Below are 13611 nucleotides of genomic sequence, written 5' to 3'. Positions count from 1 at the left end.
CACGGACCAACGAAGACGGCTTGACTGAAAGCTTGCGCATGACGAAGTCCGTTTCCCCAGGTCTGAAAAACTCGATTGACAGAAAATAATTATTGTAAAACAATAAATTTGAAAACCAGAACATGAAGGAAACTGAAATGGCCTCCAACTACATGCCCAACGATGCACGCCGTATGGCCCGGATCATCCGCATGAGTCGTGCCATGGCCTGGGTGACGCTCGCCGTTGCGGTCGGCCTGCCGCTCGCTCTGGCCATCACTGCGGTCGCCGACCCTGCGGGGTTTGACCGCTGGCTTGTCGACGCCCTCTCCGCCGGCAGCGGCACCATCCTGACCCCGACCGCGCGGATCCTCTGCATCGCGCTCGGCGTCATCCCGCTGACGCTCATCGTCACTGGTCTCCTCATCCTGCGTCGGCTTTTCCTCGGCTTCGCGCGCGGCGCCGTGCTCGTCCCCGAAAGCGGACGGCGGCTGAGGCGCATCGGGGTCATCGTTGCCCTGCTCGCTCCGGTGACCATCCTAGCCGGCAGCCTTGCAAGCCTTGCCGCGACCTGGGCGAATGCTCCGGGCAGCCGCGAGCTTGCCGTCGGCCTCTCCGGGAATGACGTGCTTGCCGTGATCTCCGGCGCACTTCTCGTGGTGCTCGGCTGGACACTCGAGGAAGCCGCGCGAATTGCGGACGAAAACCGTCAGTTCGTGTAAGGAAGCCGCATGGCGATCATCATCAACCTCGATGTCATGCTGGCCCGGCGAAAGATGCGCTCCCGCGAACTTGCCGAGCGCATCGGCATCACCGAGCAGAACGTCTCGCTGCTCAAGTCGGGCAAGGTGAAGGGCGTGCGTTTCGAAACGCTCGAGCGCATTTGCGAGGTGCTCGACTGCCAGCCGGGCGACCTCCTGGAATACCGTCGCGCGCCGGAAGACGCCGACGCCTGAGCCGGCGTCCGAACCGGCAGCAAGCGTCCGCATTCCGCACGACGCGCCGCCGCGCATGTGATTGAATGGCGGCGCAAGCCCCTCCCCCGATCTCTAGCCGGAGCCCTCGATGCTGCGACTGATGCTCTTGCGCCACGCCAAGTCGGACTGGACGGCGGATGCGCCCTCGGACTTCGAACGCCCGCTCAACGGACGCGGACGCGCCGCAGCGCCTATTGTTGGCGCCCACATGCGCCGCCACGGCCTGGAGCCGGACCGCATCCTGTGTTCGCCAGCCCTGCGCACCCGCCAGACGCTCGACCTCATTCTCCCGCACGTGGGCGCCGCAGCGCGGCTCGACATGCCCCCGGCGCTCTACGACGACGGCGACCTCGATTATCTCGAGGTGATCCGCGCGCTTGGCGGTGATGCCCGCTGCCTGCTGGTCGTCGGCCACAATCCGGCGACACAGGAGACGGCGCTGGAGCTTTCCGGTCGCGGCGAGGAGCGCCTGCTCCACACCATCGCCGGCAAATACCCGACCGCCGGCCTTGCCGTGATCGACATCGACATCGACGACTGGCGGAGCCTGAAGCGGGGAGACGGACATCTCGTCGCCGTCGCCCTGCCGCGCCACCTGAACGAGGCGTCCGAGCTCTCGGCCATCGGCCCCGCCGACTGAGCCGCGCCCCCGCCTTCCCGGCGTTCCGCTTGCGCTGCCCCGCCATCCTCCCCACATGGCGGCACGGAGACGATACGTGACGCAAGACAGCTTCCTTACCCGCATGGCCGACGAGCTGCGCTACTCCTTCGACAATCTGTCGGAGACGGTCGGCGATCTCGGCACCCCCACCGTCCGCCTCGGCGTCACTGGCCTGTCGCGCGCCGGCAAGACGGTGTTCATCACCGCACTGGTGCATAATCTCGTCAACGGTGGCCGGCTGCCCCTGTTCGAGGCGGCGGCGGGCGGGCGCATCGCCGGCGCGCATCTCGAGCCGCAGCCCGACGACGCCGTCCCCCGCTTCGACGTTGAAACCCATGTCGACACCCTGCTGAAGGAGAGGCTGTGGCCGCACTCGACGCGCCAGATCGCCGAACTGCGGCTCACCATCGACTATGCCTCCGCGAGCTTCTTTTCGCGCACCCTCGGGCGCGGAAGGCTCCATCTCGACATCGTCGATTATCCGGGCGAATGGCTGCTCGATCTGCCGCTCCTTTCCAAGGACTTCAGGGCTTTCTCGCAAGAGGCCGTCGAGCTGGCGCGAAAGGGCGGTCGCGAGGAGATCGCCCGGCCGTTCCTCGAGGCCCTGGCCGCCGCCGACCCCTTCGCCGAGGCGGAGGAGACCACCGCGCGGGCCCTCGCCGACCGCTTCAAGCGCTACCTCGCCGCCTGCCGGGAAGACGAGCGCGCGCTGTCGATGCTGCCTCCCGGGCGCTTCTTGATGCCCGGCGACATGGAAGGCTCCCCCGCCCTCACCTTCGCCCCCCTGGACCTGGGCGAGGAGACGCGCGCCATCCCCCCGGGCTCGCTCGCCGCGATGATGGAGCGGCGCTATGAGAGCTACCGCAAGCACGTCGTGCGCCCGTTCTTCCGCGACCACTTCGCCCGGCTCGACCGGCAGATCGTGCTGGTCGACGCACTCGGCGCGCTCAACGCGGGCGCCGAGGCGCTCGCCGACCTCGAAACCGCGCTCACCGAGATCCTGCAGGCCTTCCGCCCGGGACGCGTCTCGCGGCTGTTCTCGGTCTTCACCCGGCGCATCGACCGCATTCTCTTCGCCGCCACCAAGGCGGATCACCTGAACCGCGCCGACCATGACCGGCTCGAAGCGGTGCTGCGCCGCCTCGTCGCCCGGGCCATCGAGCGGGCCGAATACGGCGGCGCAAAGGTGGACGTGCTGGCGCTCGCCGCGATCCGCGCCACCCGCGAGGCCACCCTCACCCACGGCGGCGAGGAGATGCCGGCGATCCTTGGCACGCCGCTTGCCGGCGAGCGCGTCAACGGCGAAACCTATGACGGCAAGACCGAGATCGCCCTGTTTCCCGGCGACCTGCCGGACGATCCCGAAACGCTGTTCACCGGCGAGACGACGGTGGACGCGGGCGTGCGCTATGTCCGCTTCCGTCCGCCGGAACTCCAGAGAACGGCGGAGGGCATGACCCTGTCGCTGCCGCATATCCGTCTCGACCGCGCGCTCCAGTTCCTGATCGGAGACCATCTGGCATGACCGAAAAGCCGAGCTCACCCGGCCAGCGCCACCCGCGACGCCCGACGGCCGTGCGCCTCGACACGGCCCGCATCGCCGACGCGGCCGACGACGGCGGCGCCGGCTTCGACGAGCCTTACGTGCGGCCCAGCGCCGATCCCGACGCACTTCCCGTCGTCGTCGCTCCCCCTCCGGCGACAGGCGGGATCCGCTGGGGGCGCTGGCTTGCCGCCGGCCTCGGCGGCCTCGTGTCGCTCGCCGTCGGCCTGTCGGTCGATGCGTTGATCCGCGATCTTTTCACCCGCACCGACTGGCTCGGCTGGCTCGGCGTGGCGCTTGCCGCGCTGGCTCTCGTCGCCGCGCTCGGCCTGACCGTCCGCGAGATCATCGGCATCGCGCGCCTGCGCCGCATCGACGAAACCCGAACAGCACTGGCGAAGGCTGCGGAGGCCGACGATCAGGACGCCGCCCGCACCGCCCTGCGCCAGATGCTTGAGCTCTATCGCAACCGACCGGAAACAGCGCAAGGGCGCGCCGCCGTTGCCGCCCATCTGCGCGAGGTGATCGATGGCCGCGACCTCGTGCGCCTGGCCGAGCGCGACCTTCTGACACCGCTGGATGCACGCGCCGTGCGCATCGTGCGCGACAGCGTCAAGCGCGTCTCGGTCGTCACCGCCATCTCGCCGCGCGCCATCCTCGATCTCGCCGTCGTGCTCGTGGAGAACCTCCGGATCATGCGCCGCCTCGCCGTGCTCTATGGCGGCAGGCCCGGCTTCCTCGGTTTCCTGCGGCTTGCCCGCCATGTCGGCGCCCATCTGGCGATGACCGGTGGCATGGCTGCCGGCGACAGCCTCGTCTCCCAGCTTCTGGGCCACGGCGTCGCCGCCCGGCTTTCCGCCCGCCTCGGCGAAGGTGTGATCAACGGCATGCTCACCGCCCGCGTCGGCATCGCCGCCATCGCCGTCTGTCGCCCGGCCCCCTTCGTCGGCCACGGCGGGCCGACGGTCTCCGACGTCATGGGCGAGATGTTCCGCTCCGATCCGGAGGCGAAGGCCCTGCTGGACAGCGCCTCGGGACGGGCAGCCGCTTCGACGGCAGGACAGCCCCCGAAACGCAACTAAAAATAGTATTTTTTGACTAAACGTATTTTTAATAGTAAATTTGCGAAATCAGGAAAATTCCTCTGCGTCACTCTATGCAGCCCTGATGCAACAGATCTTTTCAGCGAAAAGGATTTTCAAGATGGCAACATGCGATGCCGGTCACGGCTGCTCCATTTCCTGTAGCAACGGGTGCGGAGCCATTTACAACCATGGCACGGGCCAATGCTCCAAGTGGTGCGAGGCATCCGCGACAAAGCTCGACCCGAAGGAACTCGACGGAACATTCAGCATCGAGGTCAACGACATGTCGGTGTCCGTTCTCGCCTCGATCCTCGGCGAGAAACTGCTCGGCGACCGATACGCGACGCTTGCCGGCGCTGACAAACGGGTCTCCTTCAAGTTGGAGTCCACCGACCTGGGGAAGATGCTGACGTCCCTCTCCTGAGGGCCGCGTGCCCGGTCCCGATCAACGATCGGGCACGCCGCGACCGAAGCAGGCCTTGCCGGGACGCCAAGCCGCTGGTCTCGGCCGGCAGGCTTTTCTATAGTCGCTCCATGTTCATCACCTTCCTCACGAATCTGCGCGGCGCCGGCGTCCCGGTCTCCCTGCGCGAGTACCTGACGCTGATGGAAGCGTTGCAGGCGGACCTGGCCGGCAAGCAGGTGGAAGATTTCTACTTCCTCGCCCGCGCGCTTCTGGTGAAGAACGAAGCCAATCTCGACAGGTTCGATCAGGTCTTCGGCCAGACTTTCAACGGTCTGGCGCTTGGCGAGGCGATCGAGGCGGAGGACCTTCCCGAGGAATGGCTGCGCAAGCTTGCCGAGAAACACCTGACGGCGGAAGAAATGGCAGAGGTCGAGGCGCTCGGCGGCTTCGACAAGCTGATGGAGACCCTGCGCAAGCGCCTGGAGGAGCAGAAAGGACGACACCAGGGCGGCAGCAAGTGGATTGGCACCGCCGGCACTTCTCCCTTCGGCGCCTATGGCTACAATCCGGAAGGCGTGCGCATCGGCCAGGACGGCAGCCGTCACCGGCGCGCGGTCAAGGTTTGGGACAAGCGCACGTTCCGTGATCTCGACGACACGGTCGAACTCGGCACCCGCAACATCAAGGTCGCGCTGAAGCGCCTGCGCCGCTTCGCCCGGCAGGGCGCGGCGGACGAGCTCGACCTCGACGGCACGATCCGCTCCACCGCCCACAAGGGCATGCTCGACATCCACATGCGCCCGGAGCGGCGCAACGCGGTCAAGGTGCTGCTGTTCTTCGACATCGGCGGGTCCATGGACGACCATATCCGCGTCTGCGAGGAGCTGTTCTCGGCCGCGCGCACCGAGTTCAAGGTGCTGGAGTACTTCTACTTCCACAACTGTCCCTACGAATACGTGTGGAAGAACAATGCCCGCCGCCACGCGGAACGCATTCCGACCCAGGAGCTGCTTAACAAATACGGACCCGACTACAAACTGATCTTCGTCGGCGACGCCTCCATGAGCCCCTATGAGATCGCCTATGCCGGCGGCTCGGTCGAACACTGGAACGAAGAGGCGGGGGCCGTCTGGATGCAACGGCTGACGCAGCAGTTCCCCCGGTCCGCCTGGCTCAATCCGGTCTCCGAGCGACACTGGTCCTACACCCACTCGATCCAGATGATCCGCGAGCTCATGGACGGCCGCCACTACCCGTTGACCCTTGAAGGCCTTGATGAGGCAATGCGCGATCTCGTTCGCTGAACGCGGCCAGACATCTTTTTTATGGTGCAGCGCATTTTTTTTCGCGCGGAGCGGGAAGCTAAATAATTAAATCATATGGCATATTTCACGCCGGACAGCGCACGGTAAACGGCGTCACAAAACCCTGATAAAACTAACTATTCAATATTAACTTCAGCGTAAGGGATCCTGCACATTCTGCCAATATGCCCCAAGGTAAGAGAGTGGCGCGATCATGGTCTCCCTGAGAATTTCACAGAAAATCCCCCTTCTCGTTGCGTCGGCTGTCGCAGCGGCAACCATCGTGACGAGCATCGTCGGCTATCAGGCCTCGCGCTCACATCTCTATGACGCCTCTCTCGAAGCGATGCGCTCGACCGTGTCCTCGCGACAGGCCGAAGTGGAGAGTTATCTCGCCAGCATCAGGGAAGACATCGCGCTCACCTCGGAAAATGCTGCGGTGCACGACGCGCTGCGCGCGTTCCAGGACGCCTATCTGGCAAGCGCACCGAGCAAGGAGCGCGGCAACGAGGCCCTGCGACGCGCCTATATCGACGACAATCCGAACCCGCTCGGCGAGAAGCATAAGCTGGACGCAGCGGCCGACGGCAGCGACTACAGCCGGATCCACGCCAGCTTCCACCCCTGGTTCCGCGACTATCTCGAGCGACGCGGCTATTATGACATCTTCCTCGTCGATGCCGCAGGCGACGTCGTCTACACGGTGTTCAAGGAAGCCGACTTCGGCACAAACCTGCTTGCCGGCGAATGGAAGGACACCGACCTTGGCGCCGTCTTCCGCCAGGTGCGCTCGGCCCACTCCATCGACGACCTGGCATATGCCGACTTCGCACCCTACGCCCCCTCCAACGGTGCGCCGGCCAGCTTCGTCGCCGCACCGATCCTCGACGCCAAGGGCACCTTCGAGGGCGCGCTGGTCTTCCAGATGCCGATCGACCGCATCAACACGATCATGACCCGTTCCATCGGCCTGGGAGAGACCGGCGAGACCTACATCGTCGGCGAGGATCACCTGCTGCGCTCGGAGAGCCGGTTCCGCAAGGAAGGCGATCCCACCACCATCCTGGCGCGCAAGTCCGACACCTCTTCAGTGAATGCGGCGCTGGCCGGCGAGAGCGGCGTCGCCGTCTCCACCGACTACCGTGGCGCAGACGTTCTGGCCTCCTACACGCCGCTGACCTTTGTCGGCACCAAATGGGCGCTTCTCGCCGAGATCGATCTGGCCGAGGTCGAGGCACCGATCAACCGGATGGCCTGGCAGTTCCTCGTCATCGGAGGTCTCGTCGTGTTCGTCATGGCGCTGGCCGGCTTCTTCTTCGCACGGACCATTTCCCGCCCGATCGGCCGGATGAGCGGCGTCATGCGCTCCATTGCCGGAGGCAACCTCGAACTCCAGGTTCCCGATACCGGGCGCGCCGACGAGATCGGCGAAATGGCCGGCGCCGTGCAGGTCTTCAAGGACAACGCCATCGAGGTGAAGCGCCTCGAGGCCGAGCAGGCAGCGGCCGAAGCGCGCGCCGCCGAGCAGGCCCGCGCGGCGCGCCACAAGCTCGCCAACGACTTCGAGAACGCCGTTGGCGGCATCGTCGGCACCGTCGCCTCCGCGGCGACGGAAATGCTGGCGGCGGCACAGACCCTGTCGAGTGCGGCGAGCGACACCTCCGAGCGCTCGACCGTCGTTGCCTCGGCGGCGGAGGAGGCCTCCTCCAACGTCCAGGCCGTGTCCGGCGCTGCCGAGGAGCTGACCAGCTCGATTGCCGAGATCAGCCGCCAGGTCGAGGATTCCCAGTCGATCTCGCAGATCGCGGTGGAGAACGTGGGAAGCACCAACGAGAAGGTCGGCACGCTCACGATCGCCGCCACCCGCATCGGCGAGGTCATCGCCCTCATCACCGACATCGCCGAGCAGACCAACCTGCTGGCGCTCAACGCCACCATCGAGGCGGCGCGTGCGGGCGAGGCCGGCAAGGGCTTCGCGGTGGTCGCCGCCGAGGTGAAGAACCTCGCGACGCAGACGGCGCGGGCGACCGAAGACATCAACGACCAGGTGAAGGGCATCCAGAGCTCGACCCGCGACACCGTCACCGCGATCGATTCGATTGGCGAGACCATCGAGCAGATGCGCGCCGTCGCCACCGCGATTTCCGGTTCGGTCGTCCAGCAGGGTGCGGCGACCCGCGAGATCGCCGGCAACATCGAGCAGGTCGCGATGGGCATGTCCGACGTCACGTCGAATATCTCGACCGTCAATTCCGCTGCACAGGAGACGGGTGCCGCAAGCAGCCAGCTCCTGGCCTCGGCGAACGAACTCTCTGGCCAGGCAGAAATGCTGCGCAGCGAGGTGGATCGCTTCCTTTCGGAGGTCCGCGCCGCCTGAAGAGAGGGGGCCGCGGGCCGCAAGGCCCGTCGCCCCAAAGGCTCCAAAGTCCCTTGTCTACTGCCTCCCAAACTTCAAAGGCCGCCGGCTCCTGCCGTGCGGCCTTTTTTTTCGTTCGCGCGCGCTTTTCCGTTCGCGGCGTGGCGCGAGACGCCCGGTTTCAGGCGCCAGCGGTCAGGAGGTCTCGGCGTCGATGTCCTGGCGTGCGCCCACCCTCAGCAGCATCGTGCAGCGCACGAACGGGCCTTCGTTGACGCCGCTGCGGTGCTTGAGCAGGAAGGTGATCACCTGGCTCTCGCCCTGCACCGTCTCGGCCACGACCTCTTCGGCCGGCGGCGTGCAGATCACCCGCTTGTGACGCTGGCGCGCCTCGTCCATGAAGACGGTCGAATGGGTCTCGTAGCCTTCCAGATGCGATCCCGGCCCGACGACCAGTGCGCCGTCGGAGGCTTTGCAGTCGAACAGCGGGGTCGAGATCACCAGGCTTTTCGTCGAGCAGTCGCCCTTCGGCAGATAATAGTCCGCCTCCTGGTGCCAGGGCAGGTTCAGCCGCTTTTCGTCGGCGGAAAACCGTGTCGGCAGGTCGATGCGCAGGTGCGGGAAGGCGGTGACGAGATCCGCCTCACGGCAGCCGACGAGATCGGCCGCGAAACCTCGCATCGGTGCCGAGGCGACGATCTCCGCGAAAACGTCGGAGGCGACGAAGGCGTCCTGAGTCTCGGCGGCAAGCTGGCCGCCAGCCTCCCGGTCATCGATCAGCGCCCGCGAGAACGAGGCCCGATCGTGCGTGCCCGTGTGCGCGTAGAGAAAGCCCAGGCTTTGCCGGATCGCCGCCTCGAGCCCGCCGGCCGCGACCGTGAAGCCGGCCGGAAACCGCGTCAGGAACGTCATCTCACTCCCCCTTCACGCAATAGGCCGCCATCGAGGCGCAAGGCACCCGACGCAGCCGCAAGGACCCGAGGCCGAGCGTCTCGCGCACGGCAATCGTCTCGCCTGGATAGTCGGGATGATTGAGCTCGTCGAAAACCACCACCGCGCCGCGCGCCATGCGATCCCAGGCAAGCTCGAGAACGTCCCTGGTCGGCTTGTAGAGATCCAAGTCGAGGTGCAGCAGGGCAATCGTCGCCGCCGGCTGGCGTTCCAGATAGTCTTGAAACGTCTCGGAAATATCGCCGCGCACCAGCTCCACCTTGGCGATGTTGCCGATCATCCGGTTGCCGTCGAACTGACGGATCGCCTCGCTCAAGAGTTCATGGGAATCATACGCAAGCCCGCCCTTGCGCATGTGCGCCGCCCCCGAGGAGAGATCCTCCTTCGACGGTTCGGTGAACCCCTCGAACGTGTCGAAGCCGACAATCTTGCGGGTGTAGTGATGCGGTTCGAAGATCGACGAGAAATGCGCCATCGCCATCAGGAAGTTGCCCCCAGCGACGCCGCACTCGACGATATTGCCCGGCAAGTCCTTGATCAGGTTCCAGTATTCATGAGTCTCCAGAAACCGCGTCACGGCCTGGCGGGTGCTGAAGACCGGCATCATGTCGACAAGCCGATGGGCCGGGATGTCGCCGCCGTCGAGATAGGCCGCCCGCTCCTCGTACCAGGAAAGCTGCCGTTCCGTGTTGCGGTTCTTCTCGATGTTCTGAAGCGTCGATTCCATCGCGATTTCCTGCGGCTCTGCTGGTTTGGGCAAAGCCTAGCCGGAATTCGTTAACCATGTTCCAATCCCGTGCACTCAGCTTGCCACCGAGAAACGCGCCGTCGCCGGATCGCACGCGTAGAGCGGCTTCAGCTCCGTTGCCCTCGTCGCCAGTTCCGCAACGCTGTCAATGATGTAGCCGACCGTTGCGTCGTCGCAGAGATATCCGAGATTGAGCCGGCACCAGCCCGGCTTCTCGATCTCGCGCCCCGCGGCAATCGCCCCGCGCAAGGCCTCGGAGGTCTCCTGGTCGATATCGAGCAGCCGATGCGCGTAGGGACCGGCGCAAGCGCAGCCACCGCGCGCCTGGATGCCGTAGTGATCGCTCAGCATCCGCGTCACCAGTTGCTGGTGGATATACCCGCCCGCCGGATCCTTCACCCGGAAGGAGAAGATCGGCAGTCGCCCGCGCTTGTCGCACGCCAGAATCTCCAGTTCAGGAACCTTGTCCCAGACGGAAAACGCCCGCTGCGCCAGCGCCTTGTCCCGCGCGACGATGGTCTCGCAGCCAACCGCCTGCTTGACGAGAAAGGCCAGCGCGGCACGGATGTCGCCCAGCATGTCGGGCGTGCCGGCTTCCTCGCGCGCGGTGAGCGAGGTGGAGTAATCCTCCCCCCAGGGCGAAACGAAGGAGACCGTGCCGCCGCCCGGCCAAGCCGGCCGCACGCGCCGCACCACCGCCTCGCGCAGGGCGAGAATGCCGGACGCCCCCGGACCGCCCGGAAACTTGTGCGGCGAGATGACGATCGCGTCGATCTGCGCGTCGGGCGCCGGACGCATGTCGATGGGCAGATAAGGCCCGCCACCGGCGTAGTCCCATACGGCAAGCGCCCCGTGTCGCTTCAAGAGACGTGTGACTTCAACAACATCCGTCTCGATGCCGGTAACGTTCGAGGCAGCCGAGAAAGCGCCGATGATAAGCGGCCGGCCGGACGCGGACCCCAACACGCGTTCGAGCTCCTGCATGTCGGGCCCGCCGCCTTCCGCCTCCCCGACCTCGACAACATCCGCCCCGCTCTCGCGCCAGGGCAGGATGTTGGAGTGATGCTCGTAGGGACCGTGGACAACCAGCGGACGCAGGCCCCCTTCCCACAGCGCCGGCGAGATCCCGGCCTCGGGGATAAGCAGGGCAACGAGACGGTTTATCCCCGCGGTTGCCCCTGCCCCGGCAAAAATCACGGATATCCCCGGCCCGGCGTTCAACTCCCGCGCTATCACCGCACGCGCCTCGGCCCGCGCCCGCGTCATGAACGCTCCGCAATGCGAGGCCTCTGTATGGCTGTTGGCATAGAACGGCAGGATGTGCCCGGCGATGAAGGCCTCGACCTGGGCAAGCGCGCGGCCGGAGGCCGTGTAATCGGCGTAAACCAGCTTGCGCCGTCCGAAAGGCCCGTCGAATTCCATCCCCTCGCCGATGAGGCCGGCACGCAGCGCCGGCATCAGGGCCTCGCCCTCCGGCAGGCTTTCGGTGAACCGCGACAGGATCATGATCTATTCCCCGACTGTCCCCGCCGGGAGCCGGAGGGGCACTGAACGAATCTCGAGCTTTATTTTCGAAATTTTGCCTTGTCGGGAGCCTGATTTTGGTCTTTTTGACGCGAAATATGGCTTTTTCGATGTAGCAATGATCGACAAAATGACAAGGAGACGGGGATAATGATCGACCAGTTCAACGCGGCCATCTTGCGCCTGCTCCAACGCGACGGCGCGATCACCCAACGCGCCCTCGCGGAGAAGGTGAACCTGTCGGCCAATGCCTGCTGGAACCGGATCCAGGCGCTGAAGAAGGCCGGCGTCATCACCGGCCAGAGCGCCCGACTCGACCGCGAGAAGCTCGGCCTCGACCTCGTGGTGTTCATGATGGTGCGCACCCGGCACCATTCGCTGGACTGGCTGACGCGCTTCCGCGCCCATGTCTCGACGATCCCGGAAGTGATCGACTTCTTCCGCATCGGCGGCGACTACGACTACCTGCTGAAGATCGTCACCCGCGACATGGCCAGCTACGACGCAGTCTACCAGAGGCTGATCGCCGGGGTGGAACTCGATTCCGTCACCTCCTACTTCGCCATGGAGGCGATCGAGGAGCAGCGCCCGCTGCCGATCCGCGAGACCGCCTGACATACCGAACGCCCCCTCATCCCCTCCCGCACCTGCATCCCGCACCGCGTCTCCCTTGCTCGTCGGTCACACCGCGCCCTTGCTCGTCCGTCGCCCCTCCCTCGCTCATCCGCCGCCTCGGGCTTGGCCCGGGACCCAATCCACGTCGCGGTTGGCGCGGCGGCGGCTGGTTCGCCGGAGCTATCCGCAGGCCCGGAGCCCACGTCGCCGGCGCCCCGGGAACGAATGGGCCCCGGGTCAAGCCCGGGGTGACGGTGGTGCGGGGGGGGGGGGGGCGGCGATGCGGGCGGTGGCGGCGGTGCGGGGAGAGGCGATGTTGGTGAGGCGACAGCAGCGGCCGGGCGGGCGCGGTGGTGAAAGTCCTGTACCTCGCGTTCGGCGCAGCCGCCTCAAGGGCCGGCGAAATAGCGCCCCGGAGTGACGCCGAAGGCCTTCTTGAAGGTGGCGACGAAGGCGCTCGGCCCCTCGTAGCCCAGCCGGTCGGAGACCTCCCCGACCGGCAGCCCCTGGCCGAGCCATTCCACCGCCTTCATCAGCTTCGCCTGCTGTCGCCAGGCGCGGAAGGTGAGCCCTGTCTCGGAGGAGAAATGCCGCTCGAAGGAACGCAGCGAGAGGCTGGCCCGCGCGGCGAGATCGCCGACGGAGAGCCCGGCGGCCGGATCCTCGACCAGCGGTGCCAGCGCGGCGCGCAACCGTTCCGCCTCCGGCATTGGCAGATGCAGCGGCGCGACCCGCGAGGCGGAGATCTGGTCGACCAGAACGGCGGCGAGGCGCGCCGTCGGCCCGTTGCCGGCATAGTCCGGCGCCGCCTTCATGAAAGCCAGGATCAGCTCGCGCAGCAGCGCCGTCACCTGCACAACGAAAGGCGCGCCCGGCAACGCCGGCAGGCCGTCCACCCGCATGTAGAGAAAACGGACCTCCGTCTCGGTGTGATAGGTCGAAGAATGGGTCACGCCGGGCGGAATGAAGATCGCCCGTTCCGGCGGCACGACGAAGCTGCCCGCCTGGGTCGTCACCGTCACCGCCCCGCGCTGGATGTGAAACAGCTGCGCCCGCGCATGCGCATGCGGCGTCGTCACCGTCCCCGCCCCTTCCGTGCCCACATAGGAAATGATCGGATCGGGATGCTCCTCGGGAAGCTTTTGAAGGCGGGCGGGGTGGATCATGGCCAGACCTTGCGCAACCGGGAAGCACCGGCTCGGTGCAGATCCCGACGTTTCACCGACATATTTTGACAAAATGACGATAACACGCAAATGCCGGTCCGGGCTATGAAAAGGCACGTCAATGCCGTCCGGCCCGGCGGGTTGATCGCGAAACGCGGCAGGCCAACGGCAAGCGGAGCGCGCAGGCAATGCCGCTCCCCGGGGCGACGGCCGACAGCGCCGCCCTGGCCCAGTGTCTCGCGTTCAGCTTTCGCGGGGCCACCTCTTTCGGGGGGCCCTCTTGCGCGCCCCGCCCC

13 protein-coding genes are annotated in these 13611 nt (G+C 66.2%); 9 read left to right on the top strand and 4 right to left on the bottom strand.

Features of this window, described 5'->3' with window-relative positions; all coding sequences use genetic code 11:
- Positions 1-122: 122 nt before the first annotated feature.
- The 8 genes from ACSLUQ_RS02635 (at position 123) to ACSLUQ_RS02600 (ending at position 8332) form a co-directional block, all read left to right on the top strand.
- On the top strand, positions 123-701 hold the full coding sequence (locus ACSLUQ_RS02635; RefSeq protein WP_461807636.1) for a DUF2975 domain-containing protein: 579 nt from the start codon (positions 123-125) through the stop codon (positions 699-701).
- Positions 702-710: 9 nt separating this feature from the next.
- A complete protein-coding gene (locus tag ACSLUQ_RS02630; protein WP_417770882.1) occupies positions 711-935 on the top strand; it encodes a helix-turn-helix domain-containing protein in 225 nt (74 codons plus the stop codon).
- A 109-nt stretch (positions 936-1044) separates the two neighbouring features.
- Positions 1045-1596 (top strand): SixA phosphatase family protein, encoded by a 552-nt coding sequence (locus ACSLUQ_RS02625; RefSeq protein ID WP_461807635.1) that lies wholly within the window; start codon positions 1045-1047, stop codon positions 1594-1596.
- A gap of 103 nt (positions 1597-1699) precedes the next feature.
- Positions 1700-3142 (top strand): YcjX family GTP-binding protein, encoded by a 1443-nt coding sequence (locus ACSLUQ_RS02620; RefSeq protein ID WP_417771207.1) that lies wholly within the window; start codon positions 1700-1702, stop codon positions 3140-3142.
- Positions 3139-4242, top strand: a complete 1104-nt coding sequence (locus ACSLUQ_RS02615) for a YcjF family protein (RefSeq protein WP_461807634.1) — start codon at positions 3139-3141, stop codon at positions 4240-4242. Before ACSLUQ_RS02620 ends, ACSLUQ_RS02615 begins: the two co-directional genes overlap by 4 nt.
- Before the next feature lie 121 nt (positions 4243-4363).
- Complete coding sequence (locus ACSLUQ_RS02610) at positions 4364-4669, top strand: hypothetical protein (protein WP_417770885.1); 306 nt, start codon at positions 4364-4366, stop codon at positions 4667-4669.
- Positions 4670-4779: 110 nt separating this feature from the next.
- Entirely contained in the window at positions 4780-5955 is a 1176-nt protein-coding gene (locus ACSLUQ_RS02605) for a vWA domain-containing protein (RefSeq protein WP_461807633.1), read from the top strand.
- Positions 5956-6238: 283 nt separating this feature from the next.
- Positions 6239-8332, top strand: a complete 2094-nt coding sequence (locus ACSLUQ_RS02600; RefSeq protein ID WP_461807632.1) for a methyl-accepting chemotaxis protein — start codon at positions 6239-6241, stop codon at positions 8330-8332.
- Positions 8333-8506: 174 nt separating this feature from the next.
- Here the strand turns inward: ACSLUQ_RS02600 and ACSLUQ_RS02595 are convergent, their stop codons facing one another.
- From ACSLUQ_RS02595 to ACSLUQ_RS02585, 3 genes are all read right to left on the bottom strand, one after another.
- Entirely contained in the window at positions 8507-9223 is a 717-nt protein-coding gene (locus ACSLUQ_RS02595) for a phytanoyl-CoA dioxygenase family protein (RefSeq protein ID WP_461807631.1), read from the bottom strand.
- Position 9224: 1 nt separating this feature from the next.
- A complete protein-coding gene (locus ACSLUQ_RS02590; RefSeq protein ID WP_417770889.1) occupies positions 9225-9989 on the bottom strand; it encodes a TylF/MycF/NovP-related O-methyltransferase in 765 nt (254 codons plus the stop codon).
- Between the two features lie 75 nt (positions 9990-10064).
- Positions 10065-11516: an aminotransferase class V-fold PLP-dependent enzyme gene (locus tag ACSLUQ_RS02585; protein WP_461807630.1), complete on the bottom strand. Its 1452-nt coding sequence runs from the start codon at positions 11514-11516 to the stop codon at positions 10065-10067.
- A 168-nt stretch (positions 11517-11684) separates the two neighbouring features.
- Between ACSLUQ_RS02585 and ACSLUQ_RS02580 the strand changes: the two genes are divergently transcribed.
- Entirely contained in the window at positions 11685-12149 is a 465-nt protein-coding gene (locus ACSLUQ_RS02580) for an Lrp/AsnC family transcriptional regulator (protein ID WP_461807629.1), read from the top strand.
- A 389-nt stretch (positions 12150-12538) separates the two neighbouring features.
- Here ACSLUQ_RS02580 and ACSLUQ_RS02575 read toward each other — a convergent pair whose 3' ends face one another.
- Positions 12539-13315, bottom strand: coding sequence for an AraC family transcriptional regulator (locus ACSLUQ_RS02575; protein ID WP_461807628.1), 777 nt, complete (start codon positions 13313-13315; stop codon positions 12539-12541).
- Between the last annotated feature and the right edge of the window lie 296 nt (positions 13316-13611).

Source organism: Stappia sp. ICDLI1TA098 (genome assembly GCF_054880955.1).
This window is presented reverse-complemented; position numbering and strand designations above follow the sequence as displayed.

Excerpts from the sequence above, each read along its gene's own strand:
- ACSLUQ_RS02635 (WP_461807636.1), top strand. The coding sequence starts at position 123 with ATGAAGGAAACTGAAATGGCCTCCAACTACATGCCCAACGATGCACGC.
- ACSLUQ_RS02630 (WP_417770882.1), top strand. The coding sequence starts at position 711 with ATGGCGATCATCATCAACCTCGATGTCATGCTGGCCCGGCGAAAGATG.
- ACSLUQ_RS02625 (WP_461807635.1), top strand. The coding sequence starts at position 1,045 with ATGCTGCGACTGATGCTCTTGCGCCACGCCAAGTCGGACTGGACGGCG.
- ACSLUQ_RS02620 (WP_417771207.1), top strand. The coding sequence starts at position 1,700 with ATGGCCGACGAGCTGCGCTACTCCTTCGACAATCTGTCGGAGACGGTC.
- ACSLUQ_RS02615 (WP_461807634.1), top strand. The coding sequence starts at position 3,139 with ATGACCGAAAAGCCGAGCTCACCCGGCCAGCGCCACCCGCGACGCCCG.
- ACSLUQ_RS02610 (WP_417770885.1), top strand. The coding sequence starts at position 4,364 with ATGGCAACATGCGATGCCGGTCACGGCTGCTCCATTTCCTGTAGCAAC.
- ACSLUQ_RS02605 (WP_461807633.1), top strand. The coding sequence starts at position 4,780 with ATGTTCATCACCTTCCTCACGAATCTGCGCGGCGCCGGCGTCCCGGTC.
- ACSLUQ_RS02595 (WP_461807631.1), bottom strand. The coding sequence starts at position 9,223 with ATGACGTTCCTGACGCGGTTTCCGGCCGGCTTCACGGTCGCGGCCGGC.
- ACSLUQ_RS02590 (WP_417770889.1), bottom strand. The coding sequence starts at position 9,989 with ATGGAATCGACGCTTCAGAACATCGAGAAGAACCGCAACACGGAACGG.
- ACSLUQ_RS02585 (WP_461807630.1), bottom strand. The coding sequence starts at position 11,516 with ATGATCCTGTCGCGGTTCACCGAAAGCCTGCCGGAGGGCGAGGCCCTG.
- ACSLUQ_RS02580 (WP_461807629.1), top strand. The coding sequence starts at position 11,685 with ATGATCGACCAGTTCAACGCGGCCATCTTGCGCCTGCTCCAACGCGAC.
- ACSLUQ_RS02575 (WP_461807628.1), bottom strand. The coding sequence starts at position 13,315 with ATGATCCACCCCGCCCGCCTTCAAAAGCTTCCCGAGGAGCATCCCGAT.